General features: G+C 39.4%; 8 protein-coding genes. All 8 read left to right on the forward strand.

Features of this window, described 5'->3' with window-relative positions:
- Positions 1 to 10 precede the first annotated feature (10 nt).
- The 8 genes from DW125_RS08455 (at position 11) to DW125_RS08490 (ending at position 21,323) form a co-directional block, all read left to right on the forward strand.
- Positions 11 to 5,182 carry a leucine-rich repeat domain-containing protein gene (locus DW125_RS08455; RefSeq protein WP_117537831.1) on the forward strand — a complete coding sequence of 1,724 codons (5,172 nt, stop codon included), beginning with the start codon at positions 11 to 13 and terminating at the stop codon, positions 5,180 to 5,182.
- A 148-nt stretch (positions 5,183 to 5,330) separates the two neighbouring features.
- Positions 5,331 to 7,607 carry a rhodanese-like domain-containing protein gene (locus DW125_RS08460; protein WP_117537832.1) on the forward strand — a complete coding sequence of 759 codons (2,277 nt, stop codon included), beginning with the start codon at positions 5,331 to 5,333 and terminating at the stop codon, positions 7,605 to 7,607.
- Between the two features lie 176 nt (positions 7,608 to 7,783).
- Entirely contained in the window at positions 7,784 to 9,370 is a 1,587-nt protein-coding gene (locus tag DW125_RS08465) for a fibronectin type III domain-containing protein (RefSeq protein ID WP_117537833.1), read from the forward strand.
- 312 nt (positions 9,371 to 9,682) lie between these two features.
- The gene (locus DW125_RS08470) at positions 9,683 to 12,439 is read left to right on the forward strand and encodes a leucine-rich repeat domain-containing protein (protein WP_117537834.1); all 2,757 of its coding nucleotides are present in this window, start codon (positions 9,683 to 9,685) and stop codon (positions 12,437 to 12,439) included.
- Positions 12,440 to 12,640: 201 nt separating this feature from the next.
- A complete protein-coding gene (locus DW125_RS08475) occupies positions 12,641 to 14,452 on the forward strand; it encodes an Ig-like domain-containing protein (RefSeq protein ID WP_158549904.1) in 1,812 nt (603 codons plus the stop codon).
- A gap of 19 nt (positions 14,453 to 14,471) precedes the next feature.
- Positions 14,472 to 16,409, forward strand: coding sequence for an FIVAR domain-containing protein (locus tag DW125_RS08480; protein WP_117537835.1), 1,938 nt, complete (start codon positions 14,472 to 14,474; stop codon positions 16,407 to 16,409).
- Positions 16,410 to 16,418: 9 nt separating this feature from the next.
- Positions 16,419 to 18,443 carry a leucine-rich repeat domain-containing protein gene (locus DW125_RS08485; RefSeq protein ID WP_117537836.1) on the forward strand — a complete coding sequence of 675 codons (2,025 nt, stop codon included), beginning with the start codon at positions 16,419 to 16,421 and terminating at the stop codon, positions 18,441 to 18,443.
- Between the two features lie 183 nt (positions 18,444 to 18,626).
- On the forward strand, positions 18,627 to 21,323 hold the full coding sequence (locus DW125_RS08490) for an FIVAR domain-containing protein (RefSeq protein WP_158549905.1): 2,697 nt from the start codon (positions 18,627 to 18,629) through the stop codon (positions 21,321 to 21,323).
- Positions 21,324 to 21,331: the final 8 nt, after the last annotated feature.

Below are 21,331 nucleotides of genomic sequence, written 5' to 3' on the forward strand. Positions count from 1 at the left end.
GGCTAAAAGCATGAAAATGAAAAAGTTTTTAGCGGTTGTATTATCGTTTGCGTTGTCGTTTTCCCTTGCAATGCCGACATTTGCACAGGATAATACAGCAAGCGCAGCCCAGGCTGTGCAGTCCGAAGTAACGGAAACTTCGAACGATGAGAACGTATCTGCAGACGAGAATACGTCCAAAGATGCGTCTGCCGAAACTGTAAAAGAAGATTCTAAAACAGAAGCTTCCAAAACAGATGAGAAGGCAGAGGATGCTTCTGAGAACGCAGAAGTGAAAAAAGAAGTAACCAAGACGACCAAGACGGATAAGAAACAGGCAGACTCTGACGCATCTGCAAGTGACATCGACACATCTGTATGGACAGCAGAAGATTTCACTTACACAGAGATGAGCCAGAGACTGAACGGCTGTGATTACAGTCGTGACTTTACCGTATCCGGTACAGCAATTTCAGGATTTTCTGAGACAGGTTCAGAGAAGATTAAAGTGAATAAGAATCTTGTCATTCCGTCTGAAGATCCGAATGGAACTACAATCGTAGGTATCGCTGACAGTGCATTTAAAAAGCAGGGGATTGAAAAATTGACACTGCCGGATGGTATGATGGTAGATTATAATGACACAGTTACACATGTAGTAACAAGAAGAGGTAATTTCCTGATTGGCGCAGGTGCTTTTGACGGAAATGAACTGACCTCTCTCGACTTGCCGGAAGGTGTGATCTATATCGGACCAAGTTCATTTGCAAGAAATAAACTGAAATCCGTAACCATTCCACATACATTCTGGTGGTTGGAGAACTCCGCATTTGCATACAATGAGATCACAAAGGTCAATTTCCCGAAAACCTGTGATTTCCAGGCACAGATTCATGCCTTTGCATTTGCACACAACAACATCAAATCCGTAAGACTTCCGGATTATATGGAAGTAGTAGAAAAGAAAGTCTTCTACTGGAATCCGGGAATGGAAGAGTGTTCCAAAGATGCACCGGAGAAAGAGCAGAAATTTGGCGGCGTTGTCTATATGTACACAGACAATGAGAAGTTGTTTGACATGGAACGTATCCACCATATGGATCGTACCGCAGAGTCACAGCACTCCTGGCATCAGAAACTGATCCTTGGTGAAGATCCGAATGCGGACAAGACATGGATAGCAGATGATTTTACATTTGACGGAACAACGATCACCGGTTTCTCTGAGAGCGGTATTGAAAAGAGAAAAGACAATACAGATCTGGTATTACCGAACAAGAATTCAGATGGTGAGTATGTGACAGCAATCGCTGATTATACAGGAAATGGCTATACTGGAATGTTTGCAACAGCAGACGAGAAGTTTACAAGTGTTACACTTCCGGCAAAACTGGAAAAGATTGGTGCAAAAGTTTTCGCAGACTGCGGTATTACGAAGATTGAATTTCCAAAGACACTGACAGAAATCGGTGTGGCAGCATTCCAGAAGAACCAGTTAGAGAGTATTATTTTACCGGACAGTGTTACAAAGATCGGCGGTGGCGCATTCGGAACGAATCCGAAGTTAAAGAAGATTATTCTTTCTAAGAACCTGACAGACATTCCGGGAGGAGCCTTCGGATGCAGTGACGCACAGAATTACATGACGGATCTGACGGAACTGACCATTCCGGAAGGAGTTAAGACGATTGGAAATAATGCATTCGCAGGAAATAACATCCATAAGATTGTCATTCCATCTACGGTAACTTCGATTGGAAATTATGCATTTTCTACTAAGGAATATTTGACAGATGAGTGTACACTGACACTGCCGGAAGGCTTAAAGTCAATCGGAAGCAGAGCATTCCGAAATAAAACGATTAAATCGGTAGTATTACCATCGACGGTTGAGAAGTTGCAGGCAAATACATTTGAAAAAGTATATTCTTCCGGTGCTGCAGCAGTGAAGACAAAAGTATATGTAAGTTCGGAAACACAGTACAACGATACAAAGAACTTTCCACAGTCTGATTATCACAGCCTGATCCTGAAAGTACCGGGACAGGAAGATAAATGGAACGCAGAAGACTTTACATATGATACGATCAGTCAGGAATTATATCCGGCATCAAATACATCGGATGTAACAACAATCAGTGGTGTTGGTATCACGGGCTTATCTGCATCCGGAGAAGAAAAATTAAAAACAAATACAGACCTTGTGATTCCTGCAAAGGATACAGACAGAAATCCGATTATTGGTATCGGAACAAAAGCTTTTTATAAGAAAGGACTTACATCTGTAACATTCCCGAAGGGAGTGATGGCAAGTTACAGTGGAAGCGCAATTGCAGAAGGATTAACAGAAAGAGGAAATTTCATTATTCAGAATAACTCTTTCACAAGCAATAAGCTGACATCTCTGGATTTACCGGAAGGCGTAATCTATGTTGGCGGAACAGCATTCCAGAGCAACCAGTTAAAGAGCGTAAAATTCTCTCATACAATCTGGCAGATTGGAAATGCAGCGTTTGCTAAAAATCAGATTACAACTGTTGACTTTCCGAAGACATGTGATTTCAATCTGAATCTGGATAATATGTGTTTTGCATATAACAACATCAAATCTGTAAGACTTCCGGATAGAACAGAGAAAGTTACAGTATATGCATTTGGAGCAAACACAGGTAAAGAAGATTTGGAGTCAGATGCACCGACAAATACAATCTTAAAGGCAAGTCGTATCGTATACATGTACAATGAGAATGTGGATCTTCGAAAGAAAGGAATGATCCAGCATGTAGAGGGTACTGGAAAGGGCACAAATACACAGGGAACCAAATCCTGGGTACAGAAAGTTATTTACGGTGAGATGCCGGCAGAAGAGCAGCCATGGAATACTTCCCAGTTTACATTTGACGGAACAACCATTACCGGATTAAATGATGCCGGAAAGGCGAAAATTGCAAATGGTGATACAGAAATAACACTTCCTGAGACAAACGAAAACGGCGAAGCAATTACTGCAATCGGCGCAAGTGCATTTGCAACAATCGGAATGACAAAAGTAACGATTCCGGATACGGTAACATCTATTGGTGCAACAGCATTCCAGACAACAGCGCTTACGGAAGTAACCATTCCGGACAGTGTAACAACACTTGGAAATGGAGCATTTACAGCAAGTGCTTCTCTGGAGAAAGTAACACTTTCCAAATCCATAAAAGAAATTCCGACTTCCGCATTTAATGCAACAAAGATTAAAGAACTGACAATTCCGGAAGGAGTAGAAACGATTGGAAGAATGGCATTCAGAAATGCACCGCTTACTTCTTTAAGCCTGCCTTCTACAGTGAAATTAATTGACAGAGATGCATTTAAAGGAAACCAGTTAGAGTCTGTAGACATTCCGGTATCCGTAACAACCATCGGACAGAGTGCATTCTCACAGAATGTAACCGGAGAAGGTCTTGCACCGAGAATGACAAGTGTAACATTGCACGAAGGTCTGACCGAGATCGGAAAGACAGCATTTGAAAAAACATTATTAACAAGTGTATATCTCCCGTCTAGCCTGCAGAAACTGGCAAATACAGCATTTGTCAAAGGTGAAAAGGGACAGGTAAAATTATATACTTCAAATAAAGCACATTTAGAAGAAGTAACAAATGTATTCTATCCGGAATATGCAGACAAGAACGATGGAACCGGACATAAAGTCATCTATGATGAAATCGTAGGAAGCGGCTGGACACACGCGGACTTCACTTATGATGGAAATAAGATTACAGGATGGAGCGAGCAGGGAAATAAAACACGTAAGAGCGATGCAGTTGTAAAAGACGGTATACGCACACTCGTAATCCCGTCACTGAATCCTGAGACACAGGAAGCAATCACAGAAGTTGCAGACGGAGCATTTGAGATTCCGGATGGCGAATGGGTACAGGGAAAAGACAGCGTAGAATCACCGAATGGTATGGATACGGTTGTATTACCTGACACACTTACAACCATCGGTGCAAGCGCATTCCGTTATAATAAGATTAACAATGTAGAATTCCCGGCATCTGTAACAAAAATCGGAGAAAGTGCATTTAACTCCAACCAGTTGAAGAAACTTGTTATTCCGGATACGGTAACAGATTTAGGAGCAGGAGCATTTTCAACGAATGACATCACAGACCTTACATTATCCAAGAATGTAACTGTAATCCCACAGGGAGCATTCTCAATGAACATCCGCTTAGATCATGTAGACATCCCGGATACAGTAACAGAGATCGGTGAAATGGCATTTGCAGGAGCAAGACTTACAAGTCTTACAATTCCGGCATCCGTAACAAAGATTGGAAGAAAAGCTTTCCACTTACATCACATTGAAGAACTTACTATTCCGGGAACTGTAAAAGAGATCGGAGAATCTGCTTTTGAAGGAACGTTCAAAGCAATCACATTAAAGAAGCTGACGATCGAAAACGGTGTAGAAAAGATTGGTAAATACGCATTCAAGGAAGGATATCTTGAGAGCGTAGATATTCCGGCATCTGTGACAGAGCTTGCAAGTGATGCATTCTATGGCAATGCGGGAACAAACAACGACCATGTTGTAGTAGTTCGTGTATTTACCAAGAGTCAGGCAGAAAAATTTGAATCCAGCGATTGCCAGAAAATAGTTTACGTTGACAATACACCGATTAAGAAAAAAGTTACATCTAAAAACGTAACATTATCAACAACTGCTTATACATATACCGGAAAGGTTCGCAAACCTGCAGTGAAAGTTGTTGTAAACGGAAAGAAAGTTGCTGCTTCAAACTACACTGTAAAATACAGCAGCGGAAGAAAGAATGTCGGAACATACAAAGTTACTGTAACAATGAAGAACAACTATACAGGAAAAGTTACAAAGACATTCAAGATTCTGCCGAAGGGAACAAGCCTGAAGTCTGTGAAGAACTCCGGTAAGAAACAGATCAAAGTAACATGGAAGAAGCAGAAGAAGCAGACAACCGGTTACAAGATCCAGTACACAACGGACAAGAAGTTCAAGAAGTCTGTGAAGGCATCAACGATAACAAAGAACAAATACACAAGCAAGACCATCAAGAAATTGAAAAAGAATAAGAAATACTATGTAAGAATTTGCACATACAAGAAAGTAGGCAAGACTACATATTATTCTACAGGGTCAAAAGTAAAAAGCGTAAAGGTAAAATAAAGAAACATTTTGCTTAAATAAGAGAGGCAGCCGTTTCCGGAAAAATTCTGAGGCGGCTGCTTCTTTTATAAATTGAAGAACCGGAGAGTTAATGTTATACTGTGGATAAACGTTGCGGAGTAAATCATTACATTGGAGGAAATGCGTGATGAAAAAGAAAATCAAAAAACAAGCACTGGGATTGCTTGCCTTAGTTGTGGTTATGGCAGTTGCATTTACTGCAATCCCGAGTAAAGCGGCATCGAAAAAGCCAACAAAGATGTCACTCAAAGTTACAGCGAAGACGATTGATATCAAAGGACATGCAACGATATCTGTAAAATCCGTCAAACCGTCAAAAGCAAGCAAAGCGGTAACATTCAAATCCGGCAATAAAAAGATTGCAACCGTATCATCCAAGGGTGTTGTGACAGGAAAAAAGGCTGGAAAAGTTAAGATTACAGTAACAGCAAAGGCAAATAAAAAGCTGAAAAAGTCGGTAACAATGAAAGTAAAAGATTTAAAACCGACAAGCATTTCAATCAGTGCATCAAAGGCAGCCTTATATGTTGGTGGGACAAAGACATTGAAATCGACAGTTAAACCGTCAGGTGTGTACTGTCCGGTAAAATGGTCATCCGGCAATAAAGCAGTTGCAACAGTAAGCAACACCGGAAAGATTACAGCAAAGAAGCCGGGAACAGCAACAATTACTGTTCGCGCAACACAGAAGAACAATAAGAAAAAATACCTGGCAAAGAGCTGCAAGGTAACGGTGAAAGTGAAAAATGTTCCTAAGAGACAGGTGTATGTATCACCGGAGTGGTATAAGAGTGCGTCAGAAGGACAGCAGCCTGGATATGAACATGTGTTTTTAGCAGAAGTTGCCTATGGCAAGACAGAAAATGACAAAGCTTATAACGAAGCACATATTCCGGGAGCGGTTCATATCAATTCCGATGCAGTAGAGTATGACGACTGGAATCTGGATGGAATCGACGATCAGCAGCTTTATGAAGAGACAGAAGTAAAACCAGAAGACAATTTCAATATCCGAAGTGCAAAGCAGCTTGGAGAATTTCTAAAAAACAACGGGATCACCAAAGATACCAAGGTAGTACTGTACGGAAGAAGTGCATCGGATTCCAGTGTTACACGAGTAGCATTCGCTATGTTATACGCCGGTGTAGAAGATGTCAAAGTGATAGATGGTGGCATGACAGCATGGAATAAACTAGGATTACCGACAGAGACAAAAGTAAATGAAGCAACAGCCGGTGGTACAGATTATACGTTTGGTACGACGATTCCGGCACATCCGGAATATATTCTGTCTACCGATGATGCAAAAGAAAAGTTACAGAATGATGCTAATTTCCGCCTTGTAAGTATCCGTTCGGAGAAAGAATTCCGCGGCGAAGAGACAGGATATTCCTATATTAAATATGCAGGTGAACCGTTAGGTGCAGTATGGGGACACAATACAGACGATGGAAGCTATATTGAAAATGGAAAAGTAGTCGGACTTAATAAAGTGAAATCCATTCTTGCAGAATCCGACTCATCCCTCGATAATGAATTATCCTTCTACTGTGGTACCGGTTGGCGTGCAACGATTCCATTCTTAATTTGTTATCAGAATGGAATAAAAAATATCAGCGTCTTCGATGGCGGCTGGTGGGCATGGCAGGTAAACTGGCAGAAAGAACCGGAAAATTGGCCAATCCAGAAAGTTTCACCGAAAGATGCAAAGACTTATGGTCAGTTGAAATTTGCAAAAAAAGAAGTTACAACAGACAGTGAAGGACATAAGCTGATGGCGCTTGAGGCAACTGTTGCCGAAAATAAACTGACCTGCTGGCCGGCGAGAGTTCGTAAGAACATAATATATGGTTATGGTTCCGAGTTAAGTAATCAGATTGTTAATGTAGATCAGGATGGAAAAGTGAATACAATTGGCTTTGGTAATGCAACTATTACGGCAAAGACAACAGCATCAGAAGAAGTAAGTTATAAAGTTGCAGTGTCAAGGGGTGAAGATTATCTCATGCGGTGGGATGATATGTATCTGGATGCAGATACTGTTCTGAAAAGGGTAAAAGCCGGAACATTGAATGTTCTCGACATTCGATTTGAAAAAGAAGTAGTAGGCGGTGTTGAGGCAGGATATGCAGCCGGACATATCGAAGGATCTATGTGGGCGCCTGCATGGCCGACGAAGACAGCAGAAGCACAGGCGAATGTGCGGAAAGAAGAAGCGAAGATCAAAGATCTGGATGTTCCGACAGTTATTGTATGTATGGCTGGTGAGCAGGGAGCTCAGCGTGCGGCAGCAGTCCTGATGGATGCAGGGGTTGCGAAGAAACAACTGTATATTCTGACCGGTGGTGGCAAGAATCTGGTGTTGAATTACAAAGACCAACTTGTAACCGGAACAGAGAATTAAAAAGAAAGCGTGGCAAAAGACCACGCTTTTTTGCTATATAATATATAGATAAAATAAATAAATCGGACGATATATTTATAAAAACGATTGGATACATATCATAAAAGAAGGTAAAATGAAAATGTAAAGGACTGTCTGAAATCAATGGATTTCAAAAAAAGAAAAGGAGAAACGTTATGGGGAACAAGAAGAGAATTTTGGCTTGGATTCTGTCCCTTGCAATGGTCTTTGGATTGTTTGCAGGACAGGTGAGTGTAGCAAAAGCTGCAAGTTTAGGTATCTATAAGTTTGAACTGGAATCAGACAAACTCCCAAGTGAAGGTGGAGAACTTGTCGTAAATATTCAGTTTGATGACTTTGCAACAACAGACATCCCGATTTATTATCAGTTAAAGAAAGCTGTTGGTGAGTATGAGTATGAAGTAGTAGAAGGATATGACAATGTTGAAGGTCAGGTCGTTGGTAACAAACTCAAAATAAATATCCCAGCAAACAAAGAAACAAAAGATGTCAAATATAAACTGATCGTAAACCTGACAAGTGGAAAATTTGAAACTTTATGGGGGACGGCAGAGACTGGTGCAAAGAGAGCAACTTTTACTGTTGCAGCAGCAACAGGAACAGAGCCTGGAACTCCTGATACACAAAAAGTTTTACCAGATGAAAGTCATTTCCGCGCAAGAGCAGTAGATCAGAATGGCAATCCGGTAGCTGGTGTAAAATTTGATGTAAAAAATTCATACAACAATTTAGCTTCAAAGTCAGTAACAAGTGATGCAAATGGTGTAGTTGAAATTGCAATTGATCAGTATGACATTGATGCAGCAAAAACAATTTCTCTCGCAGAGAATGATAAGTGGGAATGTGAAACAACACATAGTTATACGACATATTACTACGAAGGAAAAATTGAGAAGATTGATGGACAGAATCTCAGAGATATCAGTGAAGAATTAGTATATGTTCTGAAAGAAAAAGGTGCAGCTGAAAAAGCGGATAAAGTAGCTTTGAAAGCAGCAATTGATGAAGCAACAGCAATCGATACAAACAAATACAGTGCCGGAGTAGAAGAACTCAAGAATGCGCTTGCAGAAGCAAATACTGTATATGCAAATGAAAAAGCAACACAGACAGAAGTAGATGCACAGGTTGCAAACTTAAAAGCAGCAATTGAAGCATTAGTAGAAAAAGAGCCACAGCCGGAACCAAAACCAGAACCAGAACCACAGCCGGAAGTGAAGAAGGTTGGAGCTGTAGCACTCAAGACAACGGTTTACACATACAACGGAAAAGTGAAAAAACCAGCTGTAGTTGCTAAAAATGATAAGAAAAAAGTCATTCCTGCATCTGATTACACAGTAAAATATGCAGCAGGACGTAAAAATGTTGGGAAATATTCTGTAACAGTAACATTTAAGAACGGTTACAAAGGAAAATATACAAAGACATTTACAATTCTTCCAAAAGGAACAAAGGTGAGCTCAGTAAAAACAGCGAAGAAAGCATTTACTGCAAAATGGGCAAAACAGTCTGTACAGACAACAGGATACCAGGTACAGTATTCTACAAGCAAAAACTTTAAGAAGAGCGTTAAGACAGCTACAATTTCTAAGAACAAAACAGTTTCTAAGACAGTTAAGAAATTAAAAGCTAAAAAGACATATTATGTTCGTGTACGTACTTACAAGACAGTGAAAGTAAATGGAAAATCTGTGAAGTTATATTCCGGATGGTCATCAGCTAAATCTGTTAAAACAAAATAATAAATAAAGACGAGTTGCATAATAATTTAAGAAACCGGCGTGTGAGAAAATTAAGATTCTTACGCACCGGTTTCTTTTTATAACACAAATTATGGCATATGAAAATTATCTATAAGTGTTATACAGGAAATGAATTTACAAAGAGTAAGCTTCTCGTTATAATTAAATTTGGTACTATATAGATGTATTAAAATAGAGAGGGAAATAGTAATGAACTGGAAAAAAGTAGGACAAAAAATTACAGTAGCGTTACTGGCAGCTATGTTATGTGCGGGAAACATATCTATGGCAGCCCATGCAGCAGATGCGTGAGTGAATGTAGAGGAAGAGGATGTCTTCCAACCGGCACCAGAAGATGTGATCCAGGACTGGATGTTAAACTGGGTTATCCGTGGTGTGACACTCGATCAGAGTTATAAAAAAGAAGATTATAAACCAATTACACCGGAACGTTTTGAAGGGCTGAAACAGTTTACTTTCTCAGCAGGTACACATCCGGAAGCATATCCGGAGACATTGGATATTTATGTACACAGCTTAGAAGGACTGCAGTATGGTAAAGATCTTTACAAGATTGATTTATCTTACAATAAGATCAAGGACTTAAGCCCACTTTCAAAATTGACGAATCTTGGTGATTTAAGATTTTACATGAATGAGCTTACAACGCTCAAGCCACTTTCCGGCTTAGTGAATCTGGAACGTTTGAATTGTGGGTATAACACAATATCAGATCTTACACCGTTAAAGAAGATGAGCAAGCTGAAATATCTGGCGATGGAATCTAACAACATCACAACGCTGAACGGTTTAGAGGGATGTACAAGTCTGCAGGAAGTAACACTGCGTAATAATAATATTACTGATATTTCTGCACTGGAAGGTGTTACGAATATAGAGAAGATGCTGTGGCTTGGAGATAATAAGATCACAGATATCAGTGCTCTTAAGAATATGACAAAGTTAAAAGAACTTGATCTTATTAACAATCAGGTTTCAGATATTACTCCACTTGCAAATCTTAGAAATCTGGAATCTTTGAATCTGGGTAATAATAAAAATATCTCAGATATTACACCGCTGACAGAGCTTACAAAACTTACAAAGGGTAAATTGAACTTAAGTGGTACAAAGATTGAGACAAAGAAAGATTTATTATTCGAAGTAATAAATGTAAATCGTTTGATTGAGAAGTTTAATGCGAATACAGTAGAACTTGGTGACAAGACAAATGTGATTGCTGCAAGAAAAGCATATAACAAAGCTTCCGAAGATGCGAAATCCTATATTAATGAGAATCGTATCAGCGTTGCAGAGAAGAATATTAAACTTTTAGAAGAAGGAAAGGCTGTTGAGCCAGACAGTTCTCTTTCCAAATACGATAAGTACTATGAAGCAGACAAATCTACAATTAATATTTTTGTTGGTAATGCAGACAGACAGCCACTGAAAAATGTAAAATTCAGTGTGAAAAAGCAGGGCTCCGATGAAGTGCTTTCTGAAATCAGTACAGATGGCAACGGAATTGCAGAGTACACATTCCCGACAGCAGTAAAGACGCTTACATATAATATTTCACTGAATGAAGAGTCTAAATTTACCGGAGACAAAGATGTGATCACAGTTGAGGTGAATGAAGAAGGACAGATTGGTAAGATTAATGGAACAGCAGTTGATAAGCCATCCATTAATCGTACACTACAGCTGAACGCAGGTGAGGTGCTTTGTGTAAATAAACAGAATCTTGAGAAAGCAATCAAAAAGGCGGAAACAGTTAAAGAGGCTGGGCACACAGAAGAGTCTTATAAAGCATTGAAAAATGCACTTGCTCAGGCAAACAGTGTCAATAAAAATGAAAATGCGACGCAGGAGCAGATCGATGCAGCAGAAGAAAAACTGATCAATGCCATTGATGGACTCGAAAAAGGACCGGATTACAAGACACTGCACATCGCTTTTGTAGATAGTAAAGGTGTTGCAATTCCTGGACTTAAATTTACGGTTGGAAATTCCTGGACACCGGGAACTACAGAGATAGAGTCCGATGCAGATGGACTTGCAGAATATACGACACAGGGCAGATCTTATAATTACTATACAATAGACATGCTTGAATCGAAAAAGTATGAAAAAGTAAGAATTCGTCTTGTAGAAGAACAGTCAAAAGTAACGAAAATAGAAGTATATTATGTGAAAGGCGAATATGGCGCAAACAGTGAACTTATAAAGTCGATCACTGTAGACGACCCTGCGGATCTTAGTTTCTTTGTAGAAGTAGCAGAAAAAGAAAAAGAAAAGCTTGATCTGAAAGGACTTCAGACACAGCTTAGTATTGCAAGAGGACTGAAAAAGGCTGATTACACAGAAGAATCATGGAACGCGTTCTACCCGGTATTCTGGGAAGCAAATGAAGTCAGAAATAACGAAGATGCAACCCAGCAGCAGGTAGATGAAGCAAGAACAAAGCTGGAACAGGCTATTGCAGGACTGGAAAAGATTGCGAAGCCAGAGCCAGAACCAAAGCCGGAACCGACACCGGAAATTAAGAAAGTATCATCGGTAGCACTGAAGACAACTGTTTACACATATAATGGCAAAGTAAAACGCCCGGCAGTTGTAGCGAAAAATGATAAGAAGGAAATTATTCCATTATCTGACTACACAGTAAAATATGCATCCGGTCGTAAGAATGTAGGCAAGTATTCTGTAACAGTTACGTTCAAGAATGACTACAAAGGAAAATATACGAAAACATTTACAATCATTCCGAAAGGAACACAGGTGAAGTCATTAAAGGCAGCCAAGAAGAGTTTCAAAGCAACGTGGTCAAGACAGAAAACACAAGTATCTGGATATCAGTTGCAGTATGCAAGAAACAAGAGTTTCAAGAGCAGCGTGAAGACTTCGACAATCTCTAACAATAAGACTGTTTCAAAGACAGTAACGAAGTTAACTGCGAAGAAGACATACTATGTTCGCGTTCGTACATACAAGAATGTGAAAGTAAACGGAAAGACAATGAAATTATATTCCGGATGGTCTACAGTTAAGAAGACAACAGTAAAATAATTAAATCCATTTTATGAGCAGGAAACCCTTACAATAAGGGACCTGCTCATTTGTTATATAGCAATAATATACAATAGATGATATCTATAAAAAGGCTCGTTTATCAATGTAATCGATTGGAAGGAGTGCGGAGAATATATTACAATAAAAGTAAAGAAAAGTAATGATTTAACGAAGAATTACAAGAAAAATGGAGGGAATATGAAAGGAAAAAAGATACTTACAGGCTTACTTTGTGCGGCTGTTGCGGGGAACCTGGTCGCAGGCGTTGCACCGGGGAGGATGTGCGATGTAAGCGCTGCGAGCGCACAGACAAGTATAGAACAGAAGAAAGTTGTGCAGACAACAAAAGATCTGGAACAAAAAAGATACAATGGAGTACCGGGATATCAATACAAGGATATTTACGCGACCGAACGGGTTACGATTAAAGGAATCAATGTCAATGAAGTTGTGATCGCTTCCGCAAATCCAATTGTCACGCGACCTATGACGAAACCAGTCAAATTTGTAATCTATAACACGACTAAACAGGAGACGGAAGGCGAAGTAACAGTAGAAAATGGAAAACTTCCGGACTTAAGTCTTGTCAATAACAATAACTATATGATCTATGCGCAGGATGAAGAATACCGTACACCGATTCTTTATATCTGGGTAAAAGAAGGAAAGATTTATAATATCAAAAAAATAAGTCAAGGATCAGACAATCAGACGGTATACGATTATCCGGAAGTAGATGAGCTTAGAATGTATAAAAGAGACCCGAATAAAGTATACGATAAGCTGGAAAACGACATGCGTGTCGGAGTCAGCTTGCCGGTTTATTATAAAGAAGGAACAGGTCTCTTGAAAAATGTAAATATAAAGCTGGTAAGTCCACTCGAGACATTAGAATGCACTACCGGAGAAAATGGCAGATTGCAGACGGAACTTCTGGAAGATCAAAACTACATGGTTATAGTTGAAAGTGAGCAATGGGATATAGATTCGTTCCCACTTGTTGCGAAAGATAAATCCGAGTACGGCGCTGGAAGATATGCATACAACCATTCCAGCTGTGCAAAAGTAGATGAGCTTCGACTGGTAGATAAGAACGAGACACATCATTCGGATACAATACTTGTAAGCAAATCAGGTGATACGAGTGTGACAGGAATCAATTTCAAGGATATGCTTTTATATGAGAAATCTTTAAGCAAAGATCTTGTGAGTGAACTTCCGAATAAAGATTATGAAGTCCTGGACATCAGTGTCGTAAATCCACATCGCTGGGAGAGAGCAAAGCTTGCAGCCGGAGACTTTACTGTTACAAGAAAAGTTCCGCAAGGTAAGGCGGTGAAGAAGGTTTACTACATTGATGAGAACAAGCAGTTGCAGGAAATTCCTTTTACAAATGAAGGCGGAAAAGCATGTTTCACGATGCATAGTCTTGGAATCCATCATGTAGTGATCGAGTATGAAAAAAAATCTGTTCCGTTGGTAACAAAAGTCAGCAAAGTGAAAGTGACAGGAGGATCAAAGGAAATCGCTGCAGGAAAGAAAATTCAGTTAAAGGCGAAAATTTCTCCGGTGAAAGCGACAAATAAAAAAGTGAAATGGACAACTTCCAATAAGAAATATGCAACAGTAATTTCCACTGGAAAAGTAACAGTAAATAAAGCAGGAGCCGGAAAAAAAGTCACAATAAAAGCAACAGCAGTTGACGGAAGCAAGAAAGCAGGTAGCTATACAATCCGCATACGCAAACATGCTGTAAAGAAAATCACATTGAAAGCTTCCGGTACATTGAAGAACGGAAAAGCAACAACAGTCAAAGCAACGGTGCAGACAACTGGAAAAGATGCGAATAAAAAGCTTGCATGGAGCAGTTCAAACAGCAAGTATGCAACAGTTACTGCAAAGGGTAAAGTAACAGCGAAAAAAGCGGGAAAAGGAAAGACAGTAAAAATAACCGCAAAGGCAACGGATGGAAGTGGTATTAAGAAGACCATTAAAATCAAGATAAAATAAAATCCAGAGGAGGAAGATTATGAAACAATTAAAAGCAAAACTTCTTGCAGGTGTGCTCTCAGTAGCGATGGTACTTGGAACATTTGCAGGAGCAGCACCTTTGACGGCAAAGGCGGCAAGTCATGCGACAGAACTTACAGTTCGCGCAGTGGATGAATCAGGGAAAGCTTTAAGTGGCGTGGAGCTTGTCTTTGAAAAAGACGGAGAAACTTATGATTTTGTCACAACAGATGATAGTGGTGAAGCATACTTGGATGAAAATGATTTTACTGATCTTGTTATGGCAAACATGGATGCTGCGGACGGTGACGGAACAGGATTCGGAATCTATGAAGTAAAACCAGCATCAGGAAGTGGATATACACTTGCAAATGATTCTTTGAAAATGGATGTACAAAATTCTGGCGAAAGCTGGGGATATCCTTGTATTGCAACAGTAAACGGAGAAGCATATACAGGTGATACAGTTGATCTGACATTGAAAGTGGCAGAGAGCGAAAAACCAGTGGAACCGGTAGAGCATCCAAAGACATTGAACGTAAAAGTAGTAAATGAAAAGGGTCTTCCGGTAGAGGACGTACACTTAGAGATTTTCTCTCCGCATTGCTGTAGAAATTCATTCGCACAACCGACAGATGCAACCGGGACAGCAAGCTATACACTGTCACAGAGAGAAGGAATCGGCATGCCATTTGCAATAGCACTTGCAGAAGGCGAAGATTATGAAATCGTTACACCGATTGAAAATATTTATTTTGAAAGAGACGCAGACCAGAATGAGAATTACATCGCTAAAGTAAATGGACAGGAATACGATGGCGAAGAAGTAAAGCTTGTTGTAAAAAAGAACGAACTAAGTATTTCAGAGGTATCTGGCGCAGGTGCAGAAGTGAGTCGCGAGGGTGGGACAGCTACAATTACTGTGAAAGGAACAAGTCTTCCTGCAAAGTTCTATTATGTAGTACACTGTTATTCACCAAAAGGAGTCTTATTAGGACAGGTAGAAGAAAAAGAAGCGGAAGCAAAAGGTACAGAAACTCTTCGTACATTTGAGGCAGAATTTCCGTCTGTTTTACACCTTCCGAAAGCCGCATACTGGGAAATCGGAGTAGAGACTATTCCAAATTCAGAAGATGGATATTATATGGCAAAAGGCGAGAATGGTGTCAAGATTGCAGGAACAGTAGTGACAGAGGAATCGAAAAACGCAATGGTAGAAATCTTCACAGAAGCCGGAAAGAAAAATGAATCTGATTATACAGCAGAGTCATGGGAAGTTTATAAGAATGCAGTAGAAGCTGCAAAGAAAATTGCAGAAGATAATAGTGCAACAAATGCAGAGATCCAGAATGCGATTCAGGCAGTGAAAGATGCAGAAGCAGCATTGGTAAAAACTGAACCGGAGAAACCATCAAATCCAGAAACACCGGAAGTAAAAGTAGCTTCCGTAAAACTTGCTAAGACAAGCTATGTATACGATGGAAAGGTAAAGAAACCAGCCGTTGTTGCAAAGAACAATAAAGGTGAGAAAATTACAAGCAAAGATTACACAGTAAAATATGCAGCAGGATGCAAAAATGTCGGAACATACACAGTAAAAGTTACTTTCAAGGGAGACTACAAAGGAACATTTACAAAGACATTTAACATTAATCCAAAGGGAACAAGCCTTTCAAAAGTAAAAGCTGCAAGAAAGAGTTTCAGCGCAACATGGAAGAAACAGAGCAAACAGACAAGCGGATACCAGTTACAGTATTCAACAAATAAGAAGTTTGCAAAAGCTGTAAAGACATCTACGATTTCTAAAAACGCAACTGTTAAGAAAACAGTGAAAAAATTAAGTGCTAAGAAAACTTACTATGTAAGAGTCCGTACATACAAAAATGTCAAGGTCGGAAAGAAAACAGTGAAGCTGTATTCTGGATGGTCAAAAGTTAAGGCAGTGAAGACGAAATAAGGAGAAACAATGTTAAAGGGAAGAGCAAAGAAAACAGTCGCAATGTTAATGACAGGAATCATGCTCGCAACATGCGCATGGACAGGCAATGTCCATGCGCAATCCAGAGGATGTTCCGGACTGGCAGAAAAAGATGTCTATTATCCAGAGAAGGAAGATGTTGTTCCAGATCCGATACTCAATTGGGCAATTCGTTCTGCCATGAACAAAAATGATGAGAAGTTCGTACTGACAAGAGAGGATGTAGCATCTTCGGCTGTGCAGTACATTTTTTATGAGTCCAGTTCCAATCCGAATGGATTTAAAAACTGGAAAATGCCATGGTATGTAGAAAGTCTGGAAGGCTTACAATATGCCACATCTGCAAAGCAGATTGCAATAGGATTTACGGCATACAAAGAAGGAGCAAAGATTAAAGACCTTACGCCACTTTCAGGATTAAGTCAGTTGGAGCAGTTATTTTTAAAAGGTGATGGGATCACAGATATTTCCGCACTTAAGAGTCTGACGAATTTGCGTAGTCTGCTACTCAATGAAAATGAGATTACAGATATTTCTGCGATTGCAAATATGAAAAAACTGACGCGTTTAAGTCTGATTCGTAATAAAGTTTCAGATATTGCACCGGTTGGTCAGTTGGCAGATCTTAGAACATTAGATGTATCTTATAATGCATTGAAAAAACTTCCGGATATGAGCGGACTTACAAGCCTTACATCATTAGATGTGTCAGACAATCCGGATCTTACAGATATTGCATCAGTAAGCAAGATTAAATCGCTGGAGAGAATCAGCCTTACGGGAGATTCGAAAGTAAAGGATATACGACCACTGGCAGAGCTGACATCACTAGACAAAGAAATGACTTATCTGCCTGACAATTCAAAGAAAGAGGATCTGTTTGCCGCAATCGAAGTGAATAAATATATTGATGAATTCAGCATCAGTAATATGAGTGCAGCAGATTTAAAAACCGTGCAGAAGGCATTGGACACATATGAGAAGCTGACAGACGAACAGAAAACTTATATCGACGAACAGAAAATCCAGGCAATCAAAAGTAACAAAGAAAAGATTGAAAAAGGTGAAACACCAGATGCTTATCCGGAGTATGAGAACGAATCTAATACAATCTGGGATCGTATTGAAATCAGAGTGGTAGATAAAAAAGGTGTTCCGATGGAAGGTGTTAAATTCGTAAAGGAAAAGACAACACCGTATGTAAAGGATACAGAAGCCCTTGTTAGTGATGAAAATGGTATGCTGATCATTCAGCATAAGATGATGGATACTATCTACGATAAAATTACAATCAAACCAGTAGATGAATATATGGCAAGCCCAGAGGAAATTTATTATACAGTTGCTTACGGTGTAGAAGGCGGACCACCGAGAATGACAGCAACTGTCAATGGAGTAAAGGCAACTGGAAAAGAAAAGCTGAAATTTGTACTTATCAAGGAAGGCGAGACTGAACCGGAGAAACCATCAAATCCAGAAAAACCGGAAGTAAAAGTAGCTTCTGTAAAACTTGCTAAGACAAGCTATGTATACGATGGAAAGGTAAAGAAACCTGGCATTGTTGCAAAGAACAATAAAGGTGAGAAAATTACAAGCAAAGATTACACAGTAAAATATGCAGCAGGATGCAAAAATGTCGGAACTTACACAGTAAAAGTTAATTTCAAGGGAGACTACAAAGGAACATTTACAAAGACATTTAACATCAATCCAAAGGGAACAAGCCTTTCAAAAGTAAAAGCGGCTAAAAAAAGCTTCAGTGCAATATGGAAGAAACAGAGCAAGCAGACAAGCGGATACCAGTTACAGTATTCTACAAATAAAAAGTTCGCAAAATCTGTAAAGACATCTACGATTTCTAAAAATACAACTGTTAAGAAAACAGTGAAGAAATTAAGCGCTAAGAAAACTTACTATGTAAGAGTTCGCACATACAAAAATGTCAAGGTCGGAAAGAAGACAGTGAAGCTGTATTCTGGATGGTCAAAAGTTAAGGCAGTGAAGATGAAATAGTAGAGAACGAAGAGAAGGTGTTCACTTGCTATAAAAGGCAGGAGAAAGCCTTCTTCCTGTATAGATACTATGAATAAATAGATTGATTTATTGACAATACCGATTGGAGAGAATGCGAAAAACAACGTATAATAGTAATCGTAATGTAATTAGCAAATGGAAAAAGAAAAGGAGAAAAAAGTAATGGGGAAAATGAAAAGAATTTTTGCCTGGCTCCTGTCTTTAGCAATGGTCTTCGGATTATTGAGTGGACAGGTGAGTGTAGCAAAAGCTGCAGGATATGGAATCTACAGCTATGCTCTTGATTCAAAAGAGCTTCCGAGTGAAGGAGGAGAACTTGTCGCAACAATTAAGTTTGACGACTTTTCAACAACAGACAGTCCGATTTATTACCAGTTAAAGAAAGATATTGGTGATTATAATTGGGAAATAGTAAAAGGATATGAGAATGTTGAAGGACAGGTTGTCGGGAACAAACTGAAAGTAAATATTCCGGCAAACAAAGAGACAACAGAAGTGAAATATAAACTGATCGTAAATCTGACAAGTGGACAGTTCGAGAATTCTTGGGGTGGAACGGAACAAGGTGCCAAGAGAGCATCTTTCACTGTTGCAGCAGCCAACGCAGGATCAGAGGAAGAGAAAGTTTTATCTGATGAAACTACATTCCGTGCAAAAGTAGTAGATGAAAATGGAGCTCCGGTAGAAGGTGTAAAATTAGTCGGAAAAGATGAGTCTTTTGGAAATGAGCCGGAATTTACATCAAATGCAAATGGTGTGGCAGAGTATGAAATAGAAGATAATGACATAACATGTATTTACACGATCAGAGTTTCGGAAGACAGTGGATGGACAAGTGAGAACAGATGTACATTTGAAGTTGGTCATGATCAATCATGGAGTCCTATTATTTCCAAGATTAATGGAAGCACAATTGATCAGGCTGGCGAAATTAAGTTTGTAGTTAAGAAGGCAGCGGCTGATGATGCACAAAAAGTGGCATTAAAGGCTGTAATCGATGAAGTAGAAAAATTAAACAAAGACAATTATACATCAAAAAGCTGGGCAGCTCTTCAGCAGGCGCTTGCGAATGCAAAAATGGTGTATGAAGATAAGTATGCTACAGAAGCTAATATCAAAGATGCGAAGGCAAACTTAGAGACAGCGAAAAATGGCCTGGTAGAAATGTCTCCGGAAAGAAAAGCGCTGGAAGCCAAAATTGCAGAAGCAAAGAAATTTGATTATAGCCTTTACACAGATGAAAGCAAAGCAAAAGTTATGTCTGCAGTAGATGCAGCAGAAAAATTAACTGACAATGCTTCTGTAGAAGAAATCAAAGCTGCACAGAAGAACATTGAAGATGCAATGGAAGCATTAAAAAAAGTTCCATCATGGGATTCAGCAAATATTGGTGTATCAAGGGATAAGCTGACAAGCAAAGGTGGAACGGTAGAACTTCGACTTGTATTAGACAATTACGGAGCAGACGAGGGAACAATTTACTATCGTGTGCGTAAGAAAACGATTACTCCAGAGGGTTATCCGATGTGGGATGAAGTACAGACAAATGTACCAACTCAGATTTCTAAGGAAAATCCAATCATCAAAGTAACACTTCCTGAAAATACAACAGAGAAGGAAGAAGAATATCAGATCACACCAACAAGCAAAAAAGGTACTTATACAAACCTGAAAGGTGTGAGTGTAACTGTTATTCCGGCATCACAGGATGAAGAATATACAAACAATTCCGCTTTCTCAGCAGAAGATGTATACCGTGTGAAAGCAGTAGATGCTGAAGGTGTACCGGTAGAAGGCGTAGAATTTAAATTAACAGCAGATAATGACAAAACTCGTGTCAGAAATATTGTGACAAATAATAAAGGTGTAGCTGAGTATAAGATCAATCCGGCAGAAGACTGTGGATCAACTTATAATGTAACAGTTGCAGATGACACAGATTGGGTAAGCAGTGTAATTTTGGTTAATGCACATAACTTTACAGTAAGTGAAGGAGAGAACGCAGTAATTACAAGTATTGATGGATTCTCAGTTGAGAGCGCAGGCGATGTTCGTATTGCTGTTAAGAAAAATCCAAAATACGATATTACAGATGCAGCAAAAATGCAGATGGAAAAAGTTCTTGCTGATGCAGAGCGGAAAAATGAAGTTGACTTCACAAAAGAAAGCTGGAATGCTTACAAAGAAGCAGTAGATGCTGCGAAGGCTATTTCTGAGAAGGTAGCAGGAGCAGAAAGAGTAACAGCTGCAGATTACCAGAATGCGATCCAGGCTGTGAAAGACGCAGAAGCAGCATTAGTTAAAGCAGAAGCTCCAAAACCGGAACCAGAAGTGAAAAAAGTAGCTTCCGTAAAACTTGCTAAGACAAGCTATGTATACGATGGAAAGGTAAAGAAACCAGCCGTTGTTGCAAAGAACAATAAAGGTGAGAAAATTACAAGCAAAGATTACACAGTAAAATATGCAGCAGGATGCAAAAATGTCGGAACATACACAGTAAAAGTTACTTTCAAGGGAGACTACAAAGGAACATTTACAAAGACATTTAACATTAATCCAAAGGGAACAAGCCTTTCAAAAGTAAAAGCTGCAAGAAAGAGCTTCAGCGCAACATGGAAGAAACAGAGCAAGCAGACAAGCGGATACCAGTTACAGTATTCAACAAATAAAAAGTTCGCAAAATCTGTAAAGACATCTACGATTTCTAAAAACACAACGGTTAAGAAAACAGTGAAAAAATTAAGTGCTAAGAAAACTTACTATGTAAGAGTTCGTACTTATAAGACAGTTAAAGTTGGCAAGAAGAGTGTGAAGATTTACTCAGGCTGGTCAGCTGCTAAAAAAGTGAAAACAAAATAGTCGAAGAG

Source organism: Dorea sp. AM10-31, from assembly GCF_003435815.1.
GTDB lineage: Bacteria > Bacillota > Clostridia > Lachnospirales > Lachnospiraceae > Dorea_D > Dorea_D hominis.

Coding starts and splice junctions, on each gene's coding strand:
- DW125_RS08485 (WP_117537836.1), top strand. CDS start 16,419: ATGTTAAAGGGAAGAGCAAAGAAAACAGTCGCAATGTTAATGACAGGA.
- DW125_RS08475 (WP_158549904.1), top strand. CDS start 12,641: ATGAAAGGAAAAAAGATACTTACAGGCTTACTTTGTGCGGCTGTTGCG.
- DW125_RS08490 (WP_158549905.1), top strand. CDS start 18,627: ATGGGGAAAATGAAAAGAATTTTTGCCTGGCTCCTGTCTTTAGCAATG.
- DW125_RS08480 (WP_117537835.1), top strand. CDS start 14,472: ATGAAACAATTAAAAGCAAAACTTCTTGCAGGTGTGCTCTCAGTAGCG.
- DW125_RS08460 (WP_117537832.1), top strand. CDS start 5,331: ATGAAAAAGAAAATCAAAAAACAAGCACTGGGATTGCTTGCCTTAGTT.
- DW125_RS08455 (WP_117537831.1), top strand. CDS start 11: ATGAAAATGAAAAAGTTTTTAGCGGTTGTATTATCGTTTGCGTTGTCG.
- DW125_RS08465 (WP_117537833.1), top strand. CDS start 7,784: ATGGGGAACAAGAAGAGAATTTTGGCTTGGATTCTGTCCCTTGCAATG.